Annotated in this window: 25 protein-coding genes, 2 tRNA genes and 1 pseudogene; 14 read left to right on the top strand and 14 right to left on the bottom strand. The window is 46.7% G+C overall.

The window, feature by feature from the left end; translation table 11 throughout:
- The first annotated feature begins 50 nt into the window (after positions 1–50).
- The 7 genes from dapB (at position 51) to DFR44_RS02680 (ending at position 4813) form a co-directional block, all read left to right on the top strand.
- A complete protein-coding gene (gene dapB, locus DFR44_RS02710) occupies positions 51–851 on the top strand; it encodes a 4-hydroxy-tetrahydrodipicolinate reductase (RefSeq protein ID WP_133619182.1) in 801 nt (266 codons plus the stop codon).
- A gap of 57 nt (positions 852–908) precedes the next feature.
- The gene (locus tag DFR44_RS02705) at positions 909–1595 is read left to right on the top strand and encodes a TonB family protein (protein WP_133619181.1); all 687 of its coding nucleotides are present in this window, start codon (positions 909–911) and stop codon (positions 1593–1595) included.
- Between the two features lie 134 nt (positions 1596–1729).
- Complete coding sequence (locus DFR44_RS02700; protein ID WP_133619180.1) at positions 1730–2344, top strand: MotA/TolQ/ExbB proton channel family protein; 615 nt, start codon at positions 1730–1732, stop codon at positions 2342–2344.
- A 3-nt stretch (positions 2345–2347) separates the two neighbouring features.
- Complete coding sequence (locus DFR44_RS02695) at positions 2348–2791, top strand: ExbD/TolR family protein (RefSeq protein ID WP_133619179.1); 444 nt, start codon at positions 2348–2350, stop codon at positions 2789–2791.
- 8 nt (positions 2792–2799) lie between these two features.
- Positions 2800–3714, top strand: a complete 915-nt coding sequence (locus DFR44_RS02690) for a cobalamin-binding protein (RefSeq protein ID WP_162845127.1) — start codon at positions 2800–2802, stop codon at positions 3712–3714.
- 12 nt (positions 3715–3726) lie between these two features.
- A complete protein-coding gene (locus tag DFR44_RS02685) occupies positions 3727–4458 on the top strand; it encodes an endonuclease/exonuclease/phosphatase family protein (protein WP_133619177.1) in 732 nt (243 codons plus the stop codon).
- 28 nt (positions 4459–4486) lie between these two features.
- Entirely contained in the window at positions 4487–4813 is a 327-nt protein-coding gene (locus DFR44_RS02680) for a GlpM family protein (protein ID WP_133619176.1), read from the top strand.
- Positions 4814–4845: 32 nt separating this feature from the next.
- Here DFR44_RS02680 and DFR44_RS02675 read toward each other — a convergent pair whose 3' ends face one another.
- Positions 4846–6198 carry a tetratricopeptide repeat protein gene (locus tag DFR44_RS02675; protein WP_133619175.1) on the bottom strand — a complete coding sequence of 451 codons (1353 nt, stop codon included), beginning with the start codon at positions 6196–6198 and terminating at the stop codon, positions 4846–4848.
- 207 nt (positions 6199–6405) lie between these two features.
- Between DFR44_RS02675 and DFR44_RS02670 the strand changes: the two genes are divergently transcribed.
- Genes DFR44_RS02670 through DFR44_RS02660 form a run of 3 tightly spaced genes read left to right on the top strand, consistent with a single transcriptional unit; the run spans position 6406 to position 8563 of the window.
- Positions 6406–7764: a trypsin-like peptidase domain-containing protein gene (locus DFR44_RS02670; RefSeq protein ID WP_133619174.1), complete on the top strand. Its 1359-nt coding sequence runs from the start codon at positions 6406–6408 to the stop codon at positions 7762–7764.
- Between the two features lie 2 nt (positions 7765–7766).
- Entirely contained in the window at positions 7767–8015 is a 249-nt protein-coding gene (locus DFR44_RS02665) for a glutaredoxin family protein (RefSeq protein WP_133619173.1), read from the top strand.
- A complete protein-coding gene (locus tag DFR44_RS02660) occupies positions 8009–8563 on the top strand; it encodes a shikimate kinase (RefSeq protein ID WP_133619172.1) in 555 nt (184 codons plus the stop codon). Before DFR44_RS02665 ends, DFR44_RS02660 begins: the two co-directional genes overlap by 7 nt.
- Before the next feature lie 166 nt (positions 8564–8729).
- On the opposite strand, the gene DFR44_RS02655 is transcribed toward DFR44_RS02660, so the two are convergent.
- The 8 genes from DFR44_RS02655 to DFR44_RS02620 all read right to left on the bottom strand — a co-directional run bounded on the left by DFR44_RS02655 (position 8730) and on the right by DFR44_RS02620 (position 15934).
- Entirely contained in the window at positions 8730–9026 is a 297-nt protein-coding gene (locus DFR44_RS02655) for a hypothetical protein (protein ID WP_133619171.1), read from the bottom strand.
- Positions 9027–9414: 388 nt separating this feature from the next.
- Positions 9415–10188 (bottom strand): YidX family protein, encoded by a 774-nt coding sequence (locus DFR44_RS02650; RefSeq protein ID WP_133619170.1) that lies wholly within the window; start codon positions 10186–10188, stop codon positions 9415–9417.
- 329 nt (positions 10189–10517) lie between these two features.
- Positions 10518–10594 (bottom strand) — tRNA-Ile (locus DFR44_RS02645).
- Between the two features lie 59 nt (positions 10595–10653).
- Complete coding sequence (gene rpoD / locus DFR44_RS02640) at positions 10654–12966, bottom strand: RNA polymerase sigma factor RpoD (protein ID WP_133619169.1); 2313 nt, start codon at positions 12964–12966, stop codon at positions 10654–10656.
- Positions 12967–13141: 175 nt separating this feature from the next.
- Complete coding sequence (gene dnaG, locus DFR44_RS02635; RefSeq protein ID WP_133619168.1) at positions 13142–14902, bottom strand: DNA primase; 1761 nt, start codon at positions 14900–14902, stop codon at positions 13142–13144.
- A gap of 103 nt (positions 14903–15005) precedes the next feature.
- Positions 15006–15458, bottom strand: a complete 453-nt coding sequence (locus DFR44_RS02630) for a GatB/YqeY domain-containing protein (RefSeq protein ID WP_133619167.1) — start codon at positions 15456–15458, stop codon at positions 15006–15008.
- A 119-nt stretch (positions 15459–15577) separates the two neighbouring features.
- Positions 15578–15790, bottom strand: a complete 213-nt coding sequence (gene rpsU / locus DFR44_RS02625; protein ID WP_114562290.1) for a 30S ribosomal protein S21 — start codon at positions 15788–15790, stop codon at positions 15578–15580.
- A 67-nt stretch (positions 15791–15857) separates the two neighbouring features.
- Positions 15858–15934 (bottom strand) — tRNA-Arg (locus tag DFR44_RS02620).
- Between the two features lie 224 nt (positions 15935–16158).
- On the opposite strand from DFR44_RS02620, the gene dapA reads away from it, so the two are divergent.
- The 3 genes from dapA (at position 16159) to DFR44_RS02605 (ending at position 18982) form a co-directional block, all read left to right on the top strand.
- On the top strand, positions 16159–17040 hold the full coding sequence (dapA, locus tag DFR44_RS02615) for a 4-hydroxy-tetrahydrodipicolinate synthase (protein ID WP_133619166.1): 882 nt from the start codon (positions 16159–16161) through the stop codon (positions 17038–17040).
- Positions 17041–17106: 66 nt separating this feature from the next.
- Entirely contained in the window at positions 17107–18174 is a 1068-nt protein-coding gene (bamC, locus tag DFR44_RS02610; RefSeq protein ID WP_133619165.1) for an outer membrane protein assembly factor BamC, read from the top strand.
- A gap of 4 nt (positions 18175–18178) precedes the next feature.
- Positions 18179–18982, top strand: coding sequence for an MBL fold metallo-hydrolase (locus DFR44_RS02605; RefSeq protein ID WP_246012029.1), 804 nt, complete (start codon positions 18179–18181; stop codon positions 18980–18982).
- A gap of 54 nt (positions 18983–19036) precedes the next feature.
- Here DFR44_RS02605 and prmB read toward each other — a convergent pair whose 3' ends face one another.
- Complete coding sequence (prmB, locus tag DFR44_RS02600; RefSeq protein WP_133619164.1) at positions 19037–19912, bottom strand: 50S ribosomal protein L3 N(5)-glutamine methyltransferase; 876 nt, start codon at positions 19910–19912, stop codon at positions 19037–19039.
- A gap of 20 nt (positions 19913–19932) precedes the next feature.
- Entirely contained in the window at positions 19933–21099 is a 1167-nt protein-coding gene (dapE, locus tag DFR44_RS02595) for a succinyl-diaminopimelate desuccinylase (protein ID WP_133619163.1), read from the bottom strand.
- 172 nt (positions 21100–21271) lie between these two features.
- On the opposite strand from dapE, the pseudogene yiaA reads away from it, so the two are divergent.
- Positions 21272–21614 (top strand): annotated as a pseudogene (yiaA, locus tag DFR44_RS02590) (inner membrane protein YiaA).
- 2 nt (positions 21615–21616) lie between these two features.
- Here the strand turns inward: yiaA and DFR44_RS02585 are convergent.
- The 3 genes from DFR44_RS02585 to DFR44_RS02575 all read right to left on the bottom strand — a co-directional run.
- Positions 21617–21958: an arsenate reductase gene (locus DFR44_RS02585; protein WP_133619162.1), complete on the bottom strand. Its 342-nt coding sequence runs from the start codon at positions 21956–21958 to the stop codon at positions 21617–21619.
- Between the two features lie 9 nt (positions 21959–21967).
- Positions 21968–22324, bottom strand: coding sequence for a hypothetical protein (locus DFR44_RS02580; protein WP_133619161.1), 357 nt, complete (start codon positions 22322–22324; stop codon positions 21968–21970).
- A gap of 116 nt (positions 22325–22440) precedes the next feature.
- The coding region (locus DFR44_RS02575; protein ID WP_162845126.1) for an OmpA family protein at positions 22441–22929 on the bottom strand (489 nt) is incomplete at its 5' end.

The raw sequence follows: 22929 nt of genomic DNA, 5'->3' as shown, positions 1-22929 counted from the left end.
TCACTAGAACGAGAAGCAGGACTTTTCTTTTTTGATTTTTGGAAAACAGAATGAAATTAGTCATTACGGGTGCATCAGGCCGCATGGGGCGGATGCTCATTGAAACCGCTTTACAAACCGACGGTATTATTTTGCATGGCGCACTGGACTCGGCCAATAGCGCGTTTTTGGGTAAAGATGCTGGTGAGTTTCTCGGTCAAACCACAGGTGTGCTAATCAGCAACGATGTTGAAGCAACCCTCATGGGCGCGGACTGCGTGATAGACTTTACACGCCCCGAAGCCACTTTGGCGTATTTGCCCATTTGTATCAAACACAACATCAATTGTGTGATTGGCACGACAGGTTTTGATGACGCGGGTAAGGCCGAGATTCACGCGGCTGGCGCACACATCGGCGTGGTGTTCGCCCCCAATATGGGCGTAGGCGTCAATGCCACTTTAAAAATTCTTGAGCTTGCCGCCAAAATTTTGAACTCTGGTTACGACATCGAAATTGTCGAAGCCCACCACCGCTTAAAAGTGGACGCGCCGTCTGGTACCGCATTGAAAATGGGTGAGGTGGTCGCTAACGCTTTAGGGCGTGATTTGAAAGATTGTGCGATTTATGGACGAGAAGGCGTCACTGGGGTGCGCGACGACCAAACCATTGGTTTTTCCACCATCCGTGGTGGTGACGTGATTGGTGACCATACAGTGATGTTCATGGGACAAGGCGAGCGCGTCGAAATCACACACAAATCTTCCAGCCGCATCACCTACGCCACAGGCGCAATGCGCGCAGCAAAGTTTTTAAACGCACATGGCGCAGGTTATTACGACATGCAAGATGTGTTGGGGTTAAAAGATTAAATCAACACTACATCGCTCACGCCCAGCCGATGCTGGGCGTTTTTACTGAAACGCCTCATGTCTCGTTTTTTTCTGTCTCTCAGTTTGTTGATGCATCTAAGTGTGCTCACTTGGTTGTGGATGAGCGCGCCCAAGACATTACAACAGCCAGACTTGCCTCCTCAAACAGTTGATACCATTGTTGAACTGTCCTCCCCAATTCATAAAGAGGTCGCTCCATCAAGCAGCGCATCGCCGCAACCCACGCCCCAATCTGACTCCGATAACAATAATAGCGTCTTAACAACCACAGCAGCCCCTGCGTCCACAGCAAACACGCAACAATCCATACAACATTCAACAAACAGCATCACGCCCAGCAATCAAAACTCAACGGCACCAACCATTGAGGGCAAGGCAAACCAGACTCACCCTCCATCAGCCGCAAATTCACCAAGCAGTAGTGCATCAATCGCCGCCGCCTCAAGCGCACCTTTGCGCAACGAGCCATTGACTCGCGCCATGAACTGTCCTGCATTTGCACAACGACAAAGCATCGCAGGGCAGGTTGTTGTTCATGTCAGCATATCAATCAACGGCTCAGTTAAAAACGCGAGCATCAACACCAGTAAAGACCGCAGCATGAATGAACTGGCCCTCACTCAAGCCAAACAGCTCAAGTTTCCAACGATGAAAAATTCAGCTGGAGAAACTGTTGAGAGCTTTTCTGAAGTCAAACTCACCTATGATTGTCGCAACAGTTGAATGTGACACAGCAACGTTTATTGATGCCTGAAAAATATGCACGGTCAACCCTTGTTACAATATGCGCCTTAATGGGTTCTATTGAGCACCTCAAAAATACCCCACCCTAAACCATTTTCAAACACGCGAAACTTATGGATAACTCTTTTAACTTACAACATTTCTGGTCGCAAGGCGACGCATTTGGGCATTTCACCGTACTGGTGTTATTACTCATGTCTATCTTAAGCTGGGGTGTGATTTTCATGAGGATGTCCATGCTGATGCGCCTGCGCGATTTGGACAAAGGCTTGGCCGCCTTTTGGCACAACAAAGACAATGACTCGCGCTTAAGTGCGATGAAAACATTTGATAAAGAAAACCTACTGACACCCATCGCGCAACTCGAGAACCAAGCAATGGACACCGCCACCCTCGAGCGTAAATTATCACACGCGGTTCGCTTGGCTCACCAGCACCTCGACAAGGGACTGACGTTGTTGGCGACCGTGGCTTCTTCAGCCACGTTTGTCGGCTTACTCGGTACGGTCTGGGGCATTTATCGCACCTTGACCTCAGTGGCGGCGCAAGGTCAACTTGAGATTGCCAATATCATTGGCCCCGTGGGGGAGGCTTTGATTATGACGGCGTTTGGGTTGGTGGTGGCTTTACCCGCATTGTTCGCCTATAACTTTTTCAGCCGCAACAATCAAAACCTTCAAACTGAACTGGACTCGTTTGCACACGACATTTTGAACAATCGAAAGTAAATCATGGCGTTCAATTCTCAAAGAAACCAAGGGCACCGTCCGATGGCGGACATCAATGTCACGCCGATGGTTGATGTGATGCTGGTATTGCTGGTTTTTTTCATCATGGCAGCCCCGCTACTGACTCACTCGGTCAAAGTTGAATTGCCCAATGAAAAAGCACAAGGCACTGCTGTTGACAAGACACCCGTGGTTTTGTCGATTGACGCACAGGGTCAATACTTCATCGACGGACACGCGGTAAAAGACGCCGATTTACTCGGTAGCCTGACTGCGCTGGCGGCCAAAAATGCCGAAACACCCGTACACATTCGCGCCGACCAAGCCGTACCTTATGCCAAGGTTGCACATTTATTAACCGCAGCCCAAACCTCTGGCTTATCAAAAGTCAGTTTTTTAACCCAAAGCGGCCGTTCAAACGCAGCCAACAGCGGTGCTGTCAAATAATGAAACCCATGAACCGTTTGTCTGCGCCACATGTTGGGTTGTTTTGTTTCAGACGCGTGTGTTTATTGTGCGTGATTATCAGCGTATGGCTCATCAGTCAAACGGCACACGCCCTGACCATTCGTGACGACACAGGGCGCACATTGACCTTAAATGGCCCCGCCCAGCGCATCGTGTCACTCGCGCCATCCATCACTGAAAACCTCTTTGCCATTGGCGTGGGCGCGCGAATCGTTGGCACGAGCGCATCCAGTGACTTTCCTCATGCGGCTCAAAGCATTCCCCTCATCGGCGACTATCAAAGCCTTGACCTTGAGCGCATCGCCGCGCTCAAGCCCGATGTCATCGTGGCATGGCAAGGGGGCAATTCAACGGCACAAATTGCAGCGTTAGAGCGTTTAAATATTCCTGTTTATTTTCACCGCGTTGACACCTTGCCCGACATCCCACTGGCTTTGATGCGCTTGGCGCAATTAACAGGCACGGAACTTGCAACTGCGCCGATTATCTTAAAGGCGTATCAGCAAATTGACTTACTCAAAGACGCTCCGCAACCCATCTTACCGACGTTTTATCAAGTGTGGTCCAGTCCATTGATGACATTGGGGCGCAACAGTTGGGTGACTGACGCACTGGCACGTTGTGGCGCACGCAATATTTTTGCGGACTTACCCTTAGCCGCGCCGACCGTGAACATTGAAGATGTGCTCAAAGCTCAACCCGCCATTTTTGCCACGGCAACGCCCAATGGGATTGCCAACAACAGTCTTGATGCTTGGAAAAAATGGACGGATGCGCCCGCAAACCGCATCCAAGGTTTCATATTTATTGATGACAACGCCATGAATCGAGCCACTTTGCGAACACTTAGCGCAACACGAACGTTATGCGCTAAAATCGCGGACATCCGTTCTCGTTTTTGACTAATCACCACCATGCTCACTGTCGCCACCTACAATATTCACAAAGGCCACTCAATGACCCAAGGTTCGCGCGTCATTCAACTGCGCGCAGGGCTCAACGAGCTATCGGCCGATATTTTATGCTTACAAGAAGTACAAGAGGTCAATGTTAAGCGCGTCATTAACCATACGCTCAAAGGTCAATCTCAACTGGCCAGTTTGCACGACAATCATTACCCATTTAGTGCGTATGGTGCCAATGCCATTTATCGACACGGCAACCACGGCAATGCCATTTTGTCGAAGTTTCCAATTGTGTCTTGGCAAAACATCGATGTATCAGACCATCGTTTAGAACAGCGTGGCTTATTGCACGCGGTGATTGAGCACCCTCGCTACAGTGAATTGCATGTGATTTGCGCCCATTTTGGCTTATTCAAAGGCGGACGCAACCGCCAAGCCCATGCCTTAATTCAACACATTGAACAACATGTGCCGCCACACGCCACCTTAATCATCGGCGGTGATTTTAACGATTGGAACTTGCACGTTCATCGCGCATTAACCCATCATCTCAAAGTCACGGACGTGGTCGAACATTTTCAACAAGAAGATGTGGGACGCACTTTCCCCAGTTTAATTCCGTGGTTTAAGCTTGACCGATTGTATGTCAGAGGTCTGGCGATACAAGCGTCCAAAATTTACAGTGGCCCCACATGGCGCAGCCGCTCAGATCACGCGCCCATTTGCGCCCATTTACTTTAATTTTATTTTAGCCACGGACTCGGGCGTTATGACTCTTTTTTTAAAAGCTGTTTTAGGTGCAATCGTCGTACTCGTCATCGCTTTATTGTCGCGCAGTCGATATTTTTTGCTCGCGGGGCTGGTGCCATTATTTCCCAGTTTTGCCCTCATCAGCCATTACATCGTCGGCATGGAACGCAGTCAGGCCGAGCTTAAAGCGACCATCGCCTTTGGTCTGTGGGCATTGTTGCCTTATGCGGTGTACTTAATCTCGGCTTATTGTTTGGTCGACAAAATGTCTTTATGGGCCGCCCTGAGTTTAGCAACGGTTTTTTGGTGCATCGCGGCGGGCATATTGATTTATGCGCGTACATAAAAAAACGCTCGACGATATCGAGCGTTTTTATCTTATTTTTTCTTGGGCTGTTTTTTCGCTTTTTTCTCAGCTTCGGGAACCCTTGCCGCACTCGCAGCGGGCTCAGCCTGTCCGTCTGAATTTTCAGCATCGACTTTCTCTGCGTACGCCAAGTAAAGTGCAAACAACTGCAAATTAGCCGAGTTAAGGATATTTTTTTCGCTTAAATGTCGCGCGACTTCAACCAGCTCGTTTTTCGCTCGCGCCGAACCTTCTTTCAATGCACGATTAAAATAATCATTCGCCATCGACTCATCCCCACTAAGACCGTAATTTTCGGCCAAATGAGCATAATTAACCGCAATTGGATACGCCATATCCAGAGCCTCCTGCCCACCCAACTGGGCGCGATTGGCTTGACAAGCGGCATCCGATGCCTCTAAAAATGAACGCGATTGTTTTAAATCCCCTTGGCGCATGAGCAAATAACCTTTGCTATTCAAAAAATAACAATCATTCGGTTTAATCGACAATGCTTGGTCGATTAAGGGTAACCCTCGCTTGTAATCCTTACGCTCAAAACCCAAACTATAGCCGAGCATATTGAGTTGTCCCGCGTCTTGTGTACTTTTTGCCAAATCAATGGCTCGGGTAATCATGCGCTTATTCGCACCTTGGTCAATACTCGCTGTTTTATTCTCAATCAACTCACCCACATGGTGATAAATAAAAGAACTTTCTTGCTTTTCGTTTAAAACAAAATGCTCACGCGCATAGTCATAACCTTGCTCAAAAGCACTTGAATCGGCCGTATTAAACAAGTTGATTAAACTCGCGCGCACCTCTCGGCAAGGCTGGTCACCTTTTAAACGCAGGACATACATTTCTTTATCCCAACCACTGTTTCTCGGCACAAAATAGGCTTGAGTAAAACCTTGGGCATTGCTGTGCCCACATAAGGCTTGGTGATTGACTTTATTCCACAAAACATAGGGTGCGCCCTTAAAATCAACGGCAGCTGTTGGCTGACCCGTTTGTTGCTCACCTGCCCCTGCGACATCATGTAGATTGACCAGCAGCATGTGTCCTTCTTTGCCTTCAGCCTGCACAAGCACCACAGGCGCGGCGGGGTTATTCAAGTCTTCGGGTGTTTCACCTTGAATGGCACGTGTACGCCCTTGTGCATCGGTGTACCACACCTTGCCCGCATCCGCCAAACTGACATGACGCGTAAACAATACATACGGCGTATAAGGCAATACAGCACCAGTCACAGGGTCAGTCAGTACATACTGCGTTGCATGCCTCTCGGCTTTTTTAGCAACTGTTTTTGCCTGAACCACACCACTCGCCAAGCAAGCCGCAGTCACCCACACCAACCAACCTCGAAAACGATACTTAAACATGAACACCTCAGTAAAAAATCAACTCAATTGTCGTTATGGTAAAACTGTGCATTGGTTCTACCCCATCGACTCAATTTATCACAAAACCCACTTGACTCGTGTTAAAACATGAACTAAACATAAGCACTCATGTCGTCTCACTCAAGTCTTGTTACAATAACGCACTTTCTATTTTAACCGCCTCAACAACAGACACAGGATGTGGTCATGCACCCACGCGCATTACCTATTTTTTTCAAACGACTACTTGGCTTCACTGCTTTACTCCTTGCGGCTCAAGCTCAGGCAGCCCCAAATGTTTCGCAAATCATTAACGACAGCGCGGACAGCATCGTCAGTGTACACGCTTTAAAATGGGTCAAAGTCAAACTCCCCGAACAATACAAAGGCGTGACGCAAGACCCCGTTTATCAAGTGTTTTCACGCATGTTCAACACCGACGAAATCGTGCCCGCAACAAACACCGAAGCCCCAATTGTTAAGAAAAAAAATCAAGGCAATGGCTTCATCATCGCCAATAATGGTGTGATTGTAACCAACTATCACACCATCGTGAATGCCAACGAAATTTACGTGCAACTGTTTGACAAACGCCGCTTGAAAGCCACCGTACTGCGCACTCAACCCAAACAAGACTTAGCCATTTTAAAAGTCGCCAACAACAATTTACCCGCCCTACCTTTGGCCACAGACATCAATGAAGGCGAATGGGTCTTGGCCTTAGGCGCGAATAAAAACGGCATCTCCGCAGGCACCATTGTCAGCACACTTAACAGCCAGCACGTGCAAGAACTCGTGACCGATGTCGACATCGACAGCAACAACTCTGGCGGCCCCTTACTCAACATCAAAGGCGAAGTCCTCGCCATGAACTCCAACCTACTCAAAGCACCGATGGGCCTGACCCGCCACGCACTCATTGGCAAGCTCATCAATAGCAAAGACCTGCATGCGGCTTTACCAAAAACATGGCAAAAACTGGGCTTCTCCGCCAGCAACATCGAAGAAAAGCAGCAAAAAGAACTCAACCTAGCAGACGCAACAGGCGCGTGGGTACGTAGCATCACACCCAACTCAATTGCCAGTCACTCAGGTCTACAAATCAACGACATCATCATTGCATTAGAATCTCAAAAAGTTGTCGATATTTCTGATTTAAACGCCTTAGGCGACTTCCTCGCCGAAGATGACAGCGTCAACCTCAGCATCCTACGCAATGGCGAACGCAAAATCATTCAATTCACCGTCCCAAAACCCAACAACCCTAACGACCCAAGCAACCTATTCACTTGGAAAAAACTAGGGCTAAAGCTTCGCCCCATGAGCGCGGCACAAAAAGCCACGGTCAACACCACCGCAGGCGTACAAATCACAGAAGCACAAAACCCAGCAATGGCCGCAGGATTACAAGTCGGAGACTTTTTACTCAATCTCAATCAACAAGACATCAAATCGATTGAGCAAATCGAACAGACAGCCAAAGGCTTGACCAGCGGCGACACTGTGTTTGTCTACGTTGTGCGCGGCGCAATACGACAATTTGTCGGCATCAACATCACCGATTGACCATGAGCGCGCACTTTATTTTATACAGCCGCGAAACCTGTCACCTTTGCCACGACATGTACGAAGAACTTCGGCTATGGCAAACCCGTATCAATTTCACGTTCGATGTGATGGATATTGATGAGGATGTGACACTGCAACAAAAATACGGAATGATGGTTCCAGCCCTATGCAACACCGCAGGAGAAGTACTTTGTTACGGGCGTTTAAATCCTGATGTACTGACACTTCAAATCAATGACCCATGTTAAACAAAGCCCTTCAATCCTCTGATTTTAAAAGAGTTGTTGTCATTGGAAATAGCTGTGCAGGCAAAACAACCTTTGCAAACGAATTAGCCCATCAGTTGGGTTGTTCAATGATTGACTTAGATGAGCTATTTTGGGATAAAAACTGGACACCTAAAACAACAAAAGATTTTATTCAACTCACAGCACAAGCAGTGTCCGACCAAGAATGGATTGTCGCTGGCGACTTTAGTATAGTACGCAATATTATTTGGTCTCGTGCCACACTCATCATCTGGCTCGACTACAGCTTTTCAGTCATTATATGGCGTTCACTTCGTCGAACTTTTCGCAGGTTATTAACTCAAGAGTCGCTTTGGCATGGCAATCATGAGTCATTCAAACGAGTCTTTTTATCACGTGACTCAATACTATTATGGGTCATACGCACATTCAAACAAAACCGTTTGAAGTACTCTACTCTTCAACAACAAAACGAATATTCACATTTAAAATGGGCGACTTTGCAGCAACCACAAGAAGCTTCTATAATTTTAAAAACATTACGTTAAGCTGCAACTAACAAAACCATACGACTATAAGCATGTTATTTCAAATTCGACAAAACTAATTGAAAACTTGGCCCTATCGAATTTGAGCGCATGTATCCCCACAAGCACTTCGGCTTCGATCGGCTCGATGATGTCTTCGGATATCCCAATATGACTGAGTACGCTTTTAAACTGTTCGCGCACCGCCCCCATGCCCGCAAGCATACAAATTATTAAAATTGGTTTGTTCTTGTCTCACATCTAGACCGACAAAGCTCAGCACGACAAGTACAGTCACAACCACCTGTGCCGCTTGTGTGCCATGAACTAAACCCATGTGATTGGGCTTAAATTGGTCATTGTCGCTGGCCACGATAATGTGCCAGATAGTGGGCACTGTCTTTTTGAGCACTTTAAATACAACTTGCCCGCCATTCCCACCACAAAAGAAGAAAACCTTGCGCGAGAGGTTCTGTAAAGCCAATATACATTAACAGACGGCGGGCATGGCAAGCCAGTGAGTATTCCTACACTCAACACACAGCATTAAATCACGGTATAGATTCGTTTCATGGCCTGAGTGAAATTGCACAATGCGCTTCACCCTCAGAATGCTAATTTTATGTCAATTTACCTAACGATTTTAGCGTGTCGATTGCGCATTTGCAGGAGTTTTTTGTCACCGTCACGCGCGTATGAACATGGGCTAACGGCATTGTTAAGCTAATTATTTTAGGGGCTTATAGAGCGGTCAAAAGCCATGAATCAGCTTCAAGTAAAATGTGTACGCATGGGTAAACTTATCAATAAACAGTATTCTGCAAAAATACTGTTTAGAGGCACGGGGAGATTAAATCTGAGATTCTCGCTTTTTAATTACTTAAAACAATTCCAGCAGCACCTAGCAAAAAAATTGGAGAAAGCGCAATGTCAACAGCAAGTGCAAAAGGTGCCAGGGCTATATTTCCCCAACGAGGGGTTTCGTAAGTTTTTTGACTGTCAGGAGCGTAGACATTTAAGGAGCGTTGCTGGGCAAATCCATCTGCTACATAAGCACTTGTATCAACCGCAGGAATCAACAATGCAAGGACTTCTATATTGATTACGTAGCGATTATTCTGTGCTGGTGTAAAACCCAAATCAATGATTGTTCGAGCCTCTTCTTGATTTTTGATTTTGTACTCAAAAACCATTTCACCGTGCAACATATTATCTTTGGCAATCACACGACTTTCGTTGGACATAATGCGCAGTGACTTTGGGTCTAAGTTGGCATTTTTTTTAAATCCTTGCGCCAATCTGAACAAAGCATCGCCACCTTTGTCGAGCAAATAACTGTGAGATTGCCCTAATAAAAGCATTGGCTTTTCTTTGAAGTGTTGAGATTGCAAGCCTTGTGTTTGCCACACAGCTAGCTGTGCCTCACTTGGAATTGACAATGCCAGTAACTTATCGGAAAACAGCAGTTCGCCTTGAACGGTTTTGAAACTAGTGTCAGTAAAACCATCACATGAACTACTTCCAGTTCCACCCAATATATTGATACGACAACCTGCATTAATATAAGATGCGCAACCATTTAAAATAATCGAAGAGCAAATAGCCACCCCTAAAGTAATTGCGATACGCTTGTATTTTGTTTTCATTGTTTTCCTTAAAAATAAATAGCTTCGGCACTATAAATCATATTTCATCATCTATCTAACAGTGTTGTGGCGCAAGTAAAAATCAATTGGCGATATTAGGTTCAAAACTTTATTGATGGGTTAAGCGCATCAAGTAATACTTGCATTTTTATAGTCTATTGTGCAACTTGAATCTTATTGATACGGTGTAATAACTAGGCTTGAATGAAACCTCTTGTTTTAGTGCATCTTGCTAAAAACATTACATAAACATTACATAAACATTACACGAAAAATAATTTAATCAAAATAAAAGCGGCTTACATCTCTGTAAGCCGTTTCTATTTTATTGGTGGGCCGTCGCGGACTTGAACCGCGGACCAAAGGATTATGAGTCCTCTGCTCTAACCAACTGAGCTAACGGCCCTATGTTTGAAAAAACTCAAGACGGCATTGTACCGAAAAGCACAATGTTGTGCCATTGGTTTAGCTGTTTTCGAGAAAGCTTTTTAGTTTTTCTGAGCGTGAAGGGTGGCGCAGTTTACGTAAAGCTTTGGCTTCTATCTGACGAATACGCTCACGGGTGACATCGAATTGTTTGCCGACTTCTTCTAGGGTATGGTCGGTGGTCATTTCGATACCAAAACGCATGCGCAGAACTTTTGCTTCGCGTGGCGTGAGTGAGTCGAGCACGTCTTTAACGATGTCTTGCATGCCTGTATGCAGCGCAGCTTCGGCGGGTGTCATGGTGTTGCCGTCTTCGATAAAGTCGCCTAAATGTGAATCTTCATCGTCGCCAATGGGTGTTTCCATTGAAATGGGTTCTTTGGCGATTTTCATGATTTTGCGAATTTTGTGCTCAGGCATTTCCATTTTTTCAGCCAAGACAGCCGCATCTGGCTCTGAACCTGTTTCTTGCAAAATTTGGCGCGAGATGCGATTCATCTTGTTGATGGTTTCAATCATGTGCACGGGGATGCGAATGGTACGCGCTTGATCGGCGATTGAGCGCGTAATGGCTTGACGAATCCACCATGTGGCGTAGGTTGAGAATTTGTAGCCACGACGGTATTCAAACTTATCAACCGCTTTCATTAAGCCTATATTGCCTTCTTGAATTAAGTCGAGGAATTGCAGGCCACGGTTGGTATAACGTTTGGCGATGGAAATAACAAGGCGCAAGTTGGCTTCGGTCATTTCTTTTTTTGCATCACGGGTTTTTGATTCGCCCGTAATCATTTGTTTGTGGATGGCTTTGAGGTCGGTCAAAGGCAATACAACTTGTGCTTGCAGTTCAATGAGCTGGTTTTGCAGTTCGTGCAAAGCAGGTAGGTTGCGTGACAGTAAGGCGTTGAAAGCGTGCTTGCCTTTGAGCAATTCATTGGCCCATTCTAAGTTGGTTTCATGCCCTGGGAAATTGTTGATGAAAAATTGGGCGTCCATGCCGATGCGTGTGACACACAGTGCGCGGATTTTGCGCTCGATTTTGCGAATGGATTCAACTTGTGAGCGCAGGGTGTCGCATAGGCGGTCAACGGTTTTTACCGTGAAGCGTATGCCCATCAGTTCATTGGTGATGGCTTCTTGTGCTTTGTTGTAGGCTGGTGATAGGTAACCATCTTTGCCAAATGCGATGCGCATTTTGTCAAAGTGTTTTTCAACGACCAAAAATCTATCGAGCGCTTGTGTTTTTAAGGCTTCGAGTTGTTTATTCGACAAACCGTTACCTGTATCTTCGGCTTCTTCGGCGTCATCATCATCGTCATCTTCTACGGCGTCGGCTTTTTTGGCATTGAAGTTGTCTTCAGTACCCGCCAAACCATCGATTAAATCCAACACGTTAATTTCGTCAGTACGCATTTTATCGACCATCTCACGAATCTGCTGGATGGTGGATGGGCATGCTGAAATAGCCGCCATCATTTCGCGTTGGCCTTCTTCAATGCGTTTGGCAATGACAATTTCTTCGGCTTTGGTCAACAAGTCAACTGTACCCATTTCGCGCATATACATGCGGACAGGATCTGTGGTTCGTCCAAATTCAGAGTCAACGGTAGATAATGCGGCTTCCGCTTCTTCTTCGGTGTCATCGTCATTTGAGGCGGTCGGAACGTTGTCGGCCATCAATAAGGTTTCGGCATCGGGCGCTTGTTCGTATACGCGAATGCCCATGTCGGAGAATGCCGAAATCATGTTTTCAAGCGCGTCGCCTTCGACCATATTGTCAGGCAGGTTGTCGTTGATTTCAGCATGCGTGAGATAGCCGCGATCTTTACCCAATTTGATGAGGGTTTTCATCTGATTGCGCTTAAACTCAAGCATTGCTGCGGCTAACTCGGAGTTGGTTTCTTTGCCTTTACGCTTACTTTTGTCGGATTTTGTGCTGGGAGAATCAAAGTCGGGAATGACTTCGCTGTCATCTAAGTCTTCGAGCAAATCATCGTCACCCGAGGGGACGTCGGCATCATCTAACAACTCTTCTTCAAGCTCTGGATTTTTCTTGGTGGCTACCTTGGTGGTTTTGCTGGGCTTTTTAGTAGCGGGCTTGACAGTTTTTGCTGTGGGTGTGGTTTTTTTTGCAGGCATGCGGCTCTCAGTAACTTTAGTGCTGCGCACGGCCGCTGTTTTGGCGACGGGGGCAGACGTTTTGACGGTGCTCTTTGAACTGGTTTTAACTTTTGATTTTTTTTCAGCTGTTATGACCGTTTGGACTGTGCTCGCGGAAGTGGTTGACTTGGCAACGGACTTGCTGGCGGCTGTCTTGCTGTTGGCGGTTTTACGGGGTTTGGCTGTGCTCATGTATCAACCTTTGATAAATAAATTTATGAAAGAAACACTTTGGCAAAATCAGTTTAAAAACATTCAAATCACAATAACTTCTCATTATACCATGAATATAAAGGGTTTTTTTCGATGATTCCCACTGTACATATTGGGGCGGATGCTAAAAAAGCAAGCTGGAACTTAACAAAAATTAGGATGCGTTATTGAGTTTGGCGCGTTCACGCAGTAGGCGTGTATATTCGGCTTTAACGCTGGTGTCGGCGGTCATTTTTTGAGCCAATTGTTTCAGCGCTGCATCCAGTGCATCGCGTTCAAGTTGCTTTTCGATGGCGATGTAAGCCGTTGTTGCATCTTCCTCCGACATCGGGGCGGGTTCGCGCAAATGCTTTTGTAAATAATACTGGTACCAGTCGGCGTAATCTGATTGTTCCAGCTGGAGTTGCAAAGCGGCGGGAGACAAATGCAGTTGTGCTTGCAACAATTCAATTAAATGAGTGAGCGCTTGGTGTTGTGGTAAATGTTGCCAAACGTGGGGGTTCGCGTGGCTTGCTATCTGAGGGTGCGCCACCAGCAAGTCTAAGGCTCGCTCAACAGAAGTGGGCGGGGCTATGCGTTTGGTTTTTTCACGGGCATTTTTGCGGGGGCGAAGAGCGGCATTAAGTTCGCAATATTCACTCACATCACTAGGTGTGCTGTTCAACTGAGCCGCCAAGGCTTGAATGATGTGTGTGCGCAATGCGCCATTGGGTAAGGATTGTAGTAAAGGCTTGGCGAGATGGAGCTGTCGAGCGCGCGCTTCTGCACTGCCATCGGGAGCGGCTTGATTTAAACCAAACAATAAAAATTGCGACAATGTCATGGCGGTCTGCACTTCAGCGGCGAAGGCATCAGCACCTTTTTCTCGGACAAAGGTATCTGGGTCGTGCTCAGGCGGCAGGAATAAAAATTTAATGGTGCGCGTGTCTGTGGCGAGTGGCAGCGCGTTAATCATCGCGCGCCAAGCCGCCTTTCGCCCCGCTGAGTCACCATCAAAACTAAATACAATGGTGTCCGTAAAGCGAAAGAGTTTTTGTACGTGCGCCGTGCTGGTCGCTGTGCCTAATGTAGCGACAGCGTTGGCAAGCCCCGCTTGTGCAAGCGCGACCACATCCATGTAGCCCTCGACGATTAAGGCGTATTGTTGTTGCGAAATGGCACTGCGGGCTTCGAACAAACCGTACAGTTCTTGCCCTTTTTGGAATAAGGGCGTTTCGGGAGAGTTGAGGTATTTAGGTTCGCTCTTGTCCAATACCCGTCCGCCAAAGCCGATGATTTGGCCTTTGGTGTTGCGGATGGGAAACATTATGCGCTCGCGGAAAAAATCATAACGCCGATTTTGTCCTTCACGCTGTTTGCATAGACCTGCATCAAGCAAGCTGCTCGATTCGTTGTAGTCATCAAAAACGCTTGATAAAGTCGGTTCAAATGGTGCAAAACCGAGTCCAAAACGTTGGGCAATGTCGCCACTTAAGCCGCGCCGTTTCAAGTAAGCAATGGCATGCGGATGTTCGCGCAGTTGTTGCTTGTAAAAAGTGGCGGCCTCGGTTAACACTTGTCCAAGATTTTGCGTACGGACTTTTTGTGCAATTTGAGCTTGAATTTGTTGGGGGCTTTGAGGTTTATCTTGTGGCACGGTCATGCCTGCTTGACGCGCCAAATCGTTAATCGCTTCGACAAAAGTCAGCCCATTGTGCTCCATCAAAAAACCGACTGCTGTACCGTGCGCACCACAACCGAAGCAGTGATAAAACTGCTTGAATGCACTGACCGTAAACGAGGGGCTTTTCTCGTTATGAAAGGGGCATAGCCCTTGATGATTTGCCCCCGCACGCTTGAGTTGCACGTACTGCCCCACCACGTCAACGATGTCAACGCGGTTCAGCAGGTCGTTGATGAACTCATTTGGAATCATGGCGGTTAGAAATCATTAAGAGTGGTTTATTTTAATGCACGAAAACGATTTGCGAACCATCGTTGCTTATTTAAAACGGCATGGGGAGTTTAAACTTTTTTGTTTAAGCTTTGTTTGATAACGCCGCCTTGATAAGAGCAGATACGCGACCCATGTCCGCTCGACCCGCAAGCTGACTTTTGAGTACGCCCATGACCTTGCCCATGTCTTGCAAGCCCGCCGCATTGGTGCTGGTCACGGCGGCAGAAACAGCCATCGCAATTTCATCATCAGACATTTGGGTGGGCAGATAAGTGGATAGAATATCCAATTCGGCTTGTTCTTTATCCACCAAGTCCACTCGCGCCGCTTGTTTAAACTGAGTAATGGATTCTTTGCGTTGTTTGCAGGCTTTTTCGATGACGGCCAAAATTGCAGCGTCATCTAATTCTGCTTGCCCATCGACTTCACGTCGTTGAATGTCTGCTGAGAGGAGGCGTAAGGTTTCAAGTTTCGTGGTTTCGCGGGCCTTCATGGCGGCGATGGTGTCGGCTTTGATTTGAGTTTTTAAAGACATGGCGTTTCCTCGTAAAGTAAAAAATGTGTTTTAAAAATCACATGAATATAGAAAAACGGAAAACCCGCTCTATAATTGAGCGGGTTTTTGAACACGAAAATCACAAAAATCAGTTCGATTTAGTACATTTTCTTTGGCAACATTTGACTGCGAAGACGCTTGTAATTGCGTTTGCATGCAGCCGCGTGTTTGCGTTTGCGTTCTGTTGTAGGTTTTTCGTAGAATTCACGAGCGCGCAAGTCGGTCAACAAACCTGTTTTTTCGATGGCGCGTTTGAAGCGACGCATGGCAACTTCAAATGGTTCATTCTCTTTAACACGAATTAAAGGCATAGTGCTTACTCTTAAAAGGTTGTATTTACGCTTGACTTGCTTTAGAAAGCAGCGAAAACAAAAATAATGGCGCGGCCGGCAGGAATCGAACCCACGACCCCTTGGTTCGTAGCCAAGTACTCTATCCAGCTGAGCTACGGCCGCGCTGAGAACGAAACTATAGCAAGACTTCTAGTCGTTTGGCAAGTCTTTTTTGCAAAATAAATTAAAAAACTTAAAACTTGAGTCTTAATTTGTCGCAATTGTGGCAATCCGTCGCTATTCGCAGTAGAATGTTCGAGCAATATTGCATGCGTCATGTTATTTCATGTTTTTTTCGCATTCTCTCGACAGTATACACCCACAGACAACTGATAAAACGGTATTTTATGACAATGATTACAGGTAGCTTGGTGGCTTTAGTCACCCCAATGCACGAAAATGGCGACATTGATTTTGCCGCATACCGAGCATTGATTGATTGGCACATCGAACAAGGCACGGACGCCATTGTGGCCGTGGGCACGAGTGGTGAGTCGCCGACTGTTTCGGTGGACGAACAATGTGAATTGATTAAGGTCGCGGTGGAGCATGCCGCCAAGCGCATCCCAATTATTGCGGGCGCGGGTGGTAATTCTACTCGTGAAGCGATTGAGTTGAGCCGATATGCTCATTCGGTTGGCGTTGATGCGACCTTACAAGTCGTGCCTTACTACAACAAGCCAACTCAAGAAGGCATGTACCAACATTTCAAAACCATTGCTGAAAGCGTCGATTGTCCTGTTGTGTTGTACAACGTCCCAGGACGAACGGTGGCTGATTTGTCGAACGAGACGGTGGTGCGTTTGGCGGATATTCCTAACATCATTGGCATTAAAGATGCCACGGGCGACATCGGTCGTGGCACGTTGCTGTTGCAACAAGTTCCAAGCGATTTTGCGGTTTACAGCGGCGATGATTTGACTGCTGCGGCTTATATTTTGTTGGGTGCACATGGCAATGTATCTGTGACAGCGAACGTTGCGCCAAAAATGATGCATGATTTGTGTGTGGCGGCGTTGAATGCAGACATTCCAACCGTACGCGCCTTAACCGCGAAGTTGTCGAGTTTAAATAAAAATTTATTTATCGAGGCCAATCCGATTACCGTGAAATGGGCATTGGCAGAAATGGGTCGAATCTCAGCAGGTTTGCGCTTGCCTTTGACTCAATTGTCGGCAAGCTCTCAGGGCGTTGTTCGCGCGGCGATGCAAACGGCGGGTTTGCTGTAAACTGTTAAGCGACCTGTCTCAATATTTTATGTTGGTTCGTACTGAATCGATTCTCAAGGAAGTGTAATGCAATTAAAAAAAGTGTCTTACGTTTTGGCTTTGGTCGGGGCGCTCGGCTTGTCGGCGTGCAGCTCATTGGATAGCTTATCTACGGGTTCAAAAATTGATTATAAAAGTCAAACCAAGGGCGTATCGCTTGAAGTCCCGCCTGGTTTAACGGACTATGAAAAAAATAAACAATTTAGTTTAGAGGGCGATGGCGTTCGCTATTCATCGGTGAATCAAGACCCAACGGCTCAACAACCGACGACAGGAAATTTATTGGTATCCGCTGCGGATATGTCTATCCAAAAATCAGGAGATGCCCGTTGGTTGGTGGTTAAGCGACCTGCCGAGCAAGTTTGGCCTGTGTTACAAGAGTTCTGGGAAGAAAATGGTTTTTCCATTCGTTCCAGCTCGCCTAAGTTGGGTTTAATTGAAACCGATTGGGCTGAAAATCGAGCCAGCCTGCCACAAACAGGCTTGCGTAAAATTTTGGGCAAGGCTTTAGATGGTTTGTATGACACGGGCACGCGCGACATGTTTAAAACCCGCATTGAGCCGACCACTGGCGGCGTTGAGGTTTACATTAGCCATCGTGGCATGGAGGAAGTGTACACGTCCGCCGCTAAAGAAAACACAATTTGGCAGCCTCGTCCAGCGGATACGCAATTGGAAGCCGAGTTCTTGCGTCGTTTAATGGTCAAGCTGGGCACGAATGAAAAAGAGGCGAAAGCGGCTTTGGCCAATAGCGTCAACAACTCTAAAGGGGCAACCATCAGCGACAACACATTAATTGTGGCGGATACGATGGAGAACGCGTGGCGTCGGGTTGGCTTGTCACTTGACCGTGCAGGCTTGTCTGTGGTTGATCGGGATTACACATCGCGCATCTATTATGTGACACCAAGCCCTGACGACAAAGGCATTTTCCGTAAGTCTTTTGGTAAATTGAACGAAACGTATCAAGTGAAGTTCAAGTCTTTGGGTGCGGAGCAAACTCAAGTGTCGTTCACAGATAAGAACGGGGCTGCTGTTGCTGACACATCAGGGTTGGCGAGAGTGTTGAAAACGTTACAAAAAAGTTTGAAATAACCATATGACTAGACCGATTTTGCGCTACGCCAGTTTGGGTAGCGGCAGTTCGGGCAATGCTTTAGTCATCGAGGCGCGTTGTGCAGGACAGACAACGCGCCTTTTGTTGGACTGTGGTTTCAGTACCAAAGAAACCGAAAAGCGGCTCGCACGCCTTGAATTGACGGGGAGTGACATTGATGCACTGCTGGTCACACATGAGCATGACGACCATATTGGTGGCGTGGCTCGTTTTGCCCGCCGATTTGGCACGCCGATTTATATGTCACGTGGGACGTACTTAAGCGTGCTGGAGCACATGCATTCATGCAGGGGATTGGATGTGTTTTTTTGTGCCGACCATAAGCCGTTTGAACTCGGCGTTGTGCAGGTGAATCCATATACCGTGCCACATGATGCACGTGAGCCTTTGCAATTCACATTTAAATGTCAGGACTTGCATTTGGGGGTGATTACAGATGTGGGGCACATTACCCCTGCAGTGGTTGCATCGTTACAAAATTGTCACGGTTTGGTCATTGAATACAATTACGATGCGGCAATGATGGCCGCATCGACCAAGTACCCACCCAAACTCAAACAGCGCATCATCGGTGATTATGGGCACTTAGATAATCAAGTGGCTCAAGCTTTGTTATTACAGCTGATTCATCCAAACTTACACCATGTGCATGCTGCGCACATCAGCCAAAATAATAACGATGTCACACGGGTTCAGCAGTTGCTGGAGGAAGCACTTTCGGCTCAAGGTATTCCATTTGCATTGGCCTGTCAGAATCAAGGTTTCGATTGGTTTGAAGTGACATAACTTGGCGTGGCGAGCAAATTTTACAAAATGCGATTCAGTGCGAAATCAATATGTTTAGAGCCGTTCTAAATCCGCGCGAGTGAGTAAGAACACGGCATTATCCGCGCCGCTGGTGTCGAGCCAAACCAAAGGCAATTGCTTAAAAGCCGCATTCGCATGGGCATATTCGTTACCAATTTCCACCACCAAAATACCATTGGGCTTGAGCAAAGGCGCGGCTTGATTAACAATGGTGCGCACCAAGTCCATGCCATCTTGACCGCCAGCCAAGGCGATGTGTGGCTCGGCGAGGTATTCGGAGGGCAAATTACTCATGCTCTCGCTGTTGACGTAGGGCGGATTTGAAAAAATGATGTCGTATTGTTTGGCTTGATGCGCAATCGCTTGATACAAATCACTTTTGATTAAGGAGATGCGCTCGCTTAAGTTGTAATCCTTGACATTAAGCTGCGCCACTTCAAGGGCTGCGTTATCGATGTCAATCGCATCAATGTGCGCATTGTGAAACGTGTCCGCCGCCATAATGGCCAAACAGCCAGAGCCTGTACATAGTTCCAACACATCAGTGACTTTATCAGGATTGACCCAAGGCGCAAAACCGTCTAAAACCAACTCCCCAATAAAACTACGTGGAACAATCACGCGCTCGTCCACATAAAACTTGTAGCCATGTAAATAGGCTTCTCGCGTCAAATAAGCCAACGGTTTTTTGGTTTGGCAACGGGCATTAATCAACTCAGACAATTTTAAAAAAGCAGCACTGGGGTATTGCGCCTCCCAATCAATGTCTTCATCAACGGGCAACTTAGCGCAGTACAATGCGGCATACACCGCCTCATCATAAGCGTCGCCCATGCCGTGCCCGTAAAACAAATTCGCTTTGAGTAAGTGTTTTTCCGCAGCTTCAACGGCTTGTTCAAAAGTGTTCATTTTTTTCCTTCAAAGAGGGTTTACGCCACCAATTGCTGAAGCACATCACGATAGATATTTGATAAAGGCGTCATGCACGCCACTTCAACTCGCTCATCAATCTGATGAATACTTTTTGAAACAGGGCCAAACTCAATCACTTGAGGGCAAATTGTGGCGATAAAGCGACCATCCGATGTGCCACCTGAAGTGGACAACTCAGGCGTTTGAGTTGAATGCTGTTGTATCGCGTGGCTCATGGCTTTGGATAATTCGCCTGCTTCTGTTAAAAAAGGTTGCCCGCCAATGACCCAAGATAAATCGTAGTTTAAATTATGTTTATCCAAAATCGCATGGACACGCTGCTGTAAGTCCGACGATGTGCTGGCGGTTGAAAAGCGAAAATTGAAATCCACAACCAATTCACCTGGAATGATATTGGATGCACCCGTACCCGCATGAATATTAGAGACCTGCCATGAAGTGGGTTGAAAATATGCATTGCCCTCATCCCAAACTGTCGATGCCAACTCCGTCAGCGCGGGCGCAAATAAATGAATGGGATTAATGGCGCGATGCGGATAAGCGATATGACCTTGCTTGCCTTTGACTGTCAGACGGCCACTCATCGTCCCGCGACGACCGTTTTTCATCATATCACCAAAAACCTCATTGCTCGTTGGCTCGCCAACAATGCAATAATCCAAACGCTCTCCCCGCGCTTTAAGCATCTCCACCACTTTAACCGTGCCATCGTGGGCAGGCCCTTCTTCATCACTGGTGATAAGCAGGGCAATGTTGTGCGCGGGATTAGGAGTCTGCTTTAAAAAAGATTCGATACTGGTGACAAAAGCAGCGATTGAAGTTTTCATATCCGCCGCACCGCGACCATATAAATAACCATCATCTTTCACGGTTGGTGTAAAAGGCTCACTGCGCCATTGCGCAACAGGCCCAGTGGGAACAACATCAGTATGCCCCGCAAAAACAAAAGTCTGACCCACTTGACCCGCCTTGTGCAACTCGCCACGGCGAATGGCCCATAGATTCGTCACGCGAAAATCGTCAGGCCCGCGGATGAGGGTTTCACACTCAAAGCCCAACGGCTGTAAGCGTTTAATTAAAAGCTCTTGACAGGTTTCATCGTTGGGCGTGACGGAAGCCAAACGTAAAAGTTGGCAAGTTAAATCGAAAGTAGAAGTAGGCATAAAAATTTATAATCAATCTATAGATTTAATATTGTTAATGTGTGCATTATCATTTCGACCGATGCAAATAAGCATCTTCAAAAATTCAACTACATGAACATTTAAAGAAAGGTAAATTATGATTCAAGTTCACTATTAAAAACCATCAACCGCATTCGTTGGGGCTTCTTGGTTGGCATTATGCGCAGGTGTCACTGTGTTCATCTTAGGGCTCGTTGATGCACACATGCAACTCAATGAAAAAGGGTGTTTTTTACCATTCTAATGTACGGCCTTTTTTCTGCGATTTCGTTGCAAAAAAGTATCCGTGATAAAGAAGAAAACATCCCCGTACCATCTGTATATTATAGCTTGGCATGGTTGTCTTTGGTGTTATCTGTTTTGCTACTTGTAGCCCGTCTGTTGAATACCAACATGTTGCAGAGTGAAAAAAGGTTTTATGGCATTTCATTATCTTGGCGTTATTTGCTGCGGTTGCCGTGCAAAAGAACACCCGAGACAAACACCATTTGTAAGGTCACAGTCGTGCTAAAGCCTCCTCGTCATGCCCCACAATAACACCACTGTCAAAAACCAGCACAGGGCGTTTAATCACCGATGAATTTTGCATCATGAGCTCAATTGCGCTGTGCTCGTCTTGACTCATCGCTTGCTGTTCGCTTGAAAGTCCTCGCCATGTGGTTCCCTTTCGATTCACCAGAACCGTCAGCGGAACATGAGAAAGCCAACTTTTGATGGTTGATTCGTCAATGCCTTGCTTTTTAAAATCGTGAAAAACGTAATCGATGCTGTGGCTGTCCAGCCATGCGCGGGTTTTTTTAACAGAGGAGCAATTGGGGATGCCATAAACAGTAATCATGAACAGACCTTAAAAAATTGAAAACACTTTTGCTGCAGCTAAACACGCCATCAGTAATGCCGCAGTAGATAACATTTGAGCGCGTCGTAACTTCTGAGTGAGGCGAGTGATGGTTTGATTGGCGTGTTCAAGTTGATTGTGCATCTGCTCGGCAAGAATTTGAATGGATTCAGAATTGTTCTCGCACGCTTTAGAGATGCGAGCCACTTGAACCGCAAGTGCTTGCGAGTCATTTGCATCAATCACAAGCGGCTCATCCATGCGTTTGGACTTATTGCTTTTCAGCAAGTCTTTACTGCTTTTCATCAACTCAGTGATGTGGGGCAAGGCAGCAAGTGCTGCTTGTAGCCAAGGGGTGACTGCCATGTAGAGCCTCTATATGTGATAAGCGTGATTGCAGATGAATCATTGTAAAACAAAAAGCGTCGTGACTGGCACGACGCTTTTTGTTTTTCTTCGTTGAATCTGCTGGGTTTACACGATTAGATTTCACCCTTTAAAGTCACTTCAATCCGTCGATTGGGCATCAAGCACGCAACGACCTGAGGTGATTTTGCACCTGGGCAGCTCACCACTGGATTGGAAGCCCCACGACCTTCGGTTTGGATTAAATTGGCAGGCACACCTTGTTGCACCAAATATGCTTTAACCGATGCGGCGCGCGCCTCTGACAAGGCTTGATTTTGCGCTTGTGAACCAAAACGATCGGTGTAACCCACTATCGAAACCGAGTTTAATTTAGCTGAACTTGAGTTGATTTTTGAGGCCAGTTGCTGCAAGTTTGCACGACCTGACGCCTGCAAGCTATTCAAATCCGAACGCCCAAAGGCAAACAGTCCATCGGCTGACAATGTCAAAGGTTTGGCCACCGCAGGCTTGGCTTTTGGATGCAAAAAGTTTTCGCATTGCCCATCTTTCCAGTAAGTGGCTTTGACACGATATTTCTCATCGTATTGCACCTGATATTGGCA

The organism is Hydromonas duriensis (assembly GCF_004363775.1).
GTDB lineage: Bacteria > Pseudomonadota > Gammaproteobacteria > Burkholderiales > Burkholderiaceae > Hydromonas > Hydromonas duriensis.
The sequence above is the reverse complement of the archived record's forward strand: the minus strand, read 5'-3'. Positions and strand labels throughout refer to the sequence as shown.

Coding starts and splice junctions, on each gene's coding strand:
- DFR44_RS02690 (WP_162845127.1), top strand. CDS start 2,800: ATGAACCGTTTGTCTGCGCCACATGTTGGGTTGTTTTGTTTCAGACGC.
- DFR44_RS02650 (WP_133619170.1), bottom strand. CDS start 10,188: ATGAAAACAAAATACAAGCGTATCGCAATTACTTTAGGGGTGGCTATT.
- DFR44_RS02705 (WP_133619181.1), top strand. CDS start 909: ATGTCTCGTTTTTTTCTGTCTCTCAGTTTGTTGATGCATCTAAGTGTG.
- DFR44_RS02680 (WP_133619176.1), top strand. CDS start 4,487: ATGACTCTTTTTTTAAAAGCTGTTTTAGGTGCAATCGTCGTACTCGTC.
- DFR44_RS02580 (WP_133619161.1), bottom strand. CDS start 22,324: ATGGCAGTCACCCCTTGGCTACAAGCAGCACTTGCTGCCTTGCCCCAC.
- DFR44_RS02660 (WP_133619172.1), top strand. CDS start 8,009: ATGTTAAACAAAGCCCTTCAATCCTCTGATTTTAAAAGAGTTGTTGTC.
- DFR44_RS02685 (WP_133619177.1), top strand. CDS start 3,727: ATGCTCACTGTCGCCACCTACAATATTCACAAAGGCCACTCAATGACC.
- DFR44_RS02665 (WP_133619173.1), top strand. CDS start 7,767: ATGAGCGCGCACTTTATTTTATACAGCCGCGAAACCTGTCACCTTTGC.
- dnaG (WP_133619168.1), bottom strand. CDS start 14,902: ATGATTCCAAATGAGTTCATCAACGACCTGCTGAACCGCGTTGACATC.
- dapB (WP_133619182.1), top strand. CDS start 51: ATGAAATTAGTCATTACGGGTGCATCAGGCCGCATGGGGCGGATGCTC.
- dapE (WP_133619163.1), bottom strand. CDS start 21,099: ATGCCTACTTCTACTTTCGATTTAACTTGCCAACTTTTACGTTTGGCT.
- DFR44_RS02585 (WP_133619162.1), bottom strand. CDS start 21,958: ATGATTACTGTTTATGGCATCCCCAATTGCTCCTCTGTTAAAAAAACC.
- bamC (WP_133619165.1), top strand. CDS start 17,107: ATGCAATTAAAAAAAGTGTCTTACGTTTTGGCTTTGGTCGGGGCGCTC.
- DFR44_RS02605 (WP_246012029.1), top strand. CDS start 18,179: ATGACTAGACCGATTTTGCGCTACGCCAGTTTGGGTAGCGGCAGTTCG.
- DFR44_RS02695 (WP_133619179.1), top strand. CDS start 2,348: ATGGCGTTCAATTCTCAAAGAAACCAAGGGCACCGTCCGATGGCGGAC.
- DFR44_RS02670 (WP_133619174.1), top strand. CDS start 6,406: ATGCACCCACGCGCATTACCTATTTTTTTCAAACGACTACTTGGCTTC.
- dapA (WP_133619166.1), top strand. CDS start 16,159: ATGACAATGATTACAGGTAGCTTGGTGGCTTTAGTCACCCCAATGCAC.
- DFR44_RS02675 (WP_133619175.1), bottom strand. CDS start 6,198: ATGTTTAAGTATCGTTTTCGAGGTTGGTTGGTGTGGGTGACTGCGGCT.
- rpsU (WP_114562290.1), bottom strand. CDS start 15,790: ATGCCTTTAATTCGTGTTAAAGAGAATGAACCATTTGAAGTTGCCATG.
- DFR44_RS02700 (WP_133619180.1), top strand. CDS start 1,730: ATGGATAACTCTTTTAACTTACAACATTTCTGGTCGCAAGGCGACGCA.
- prmB (WP_133619164.1), bottom strand. CDS start 19,912: ATGAACACTTTTGAACAAGCCGTTGAAGCTGCGGAAAAACACTTACTC.
- DFR44_RS02630 (WP_133619167.1), bottom strand. CDS start 15,458: ATGTCTTTAAAAACTCAAATCAAAGCCGACACCATCGCCGCCATGAAG.
- rpoD (WP_133619169.1), bottom strand. CDS start 12,966: ATGAGCACAGCCAAACCCCGTAAAACCGCCAACAGCAAGACAGCCGCC.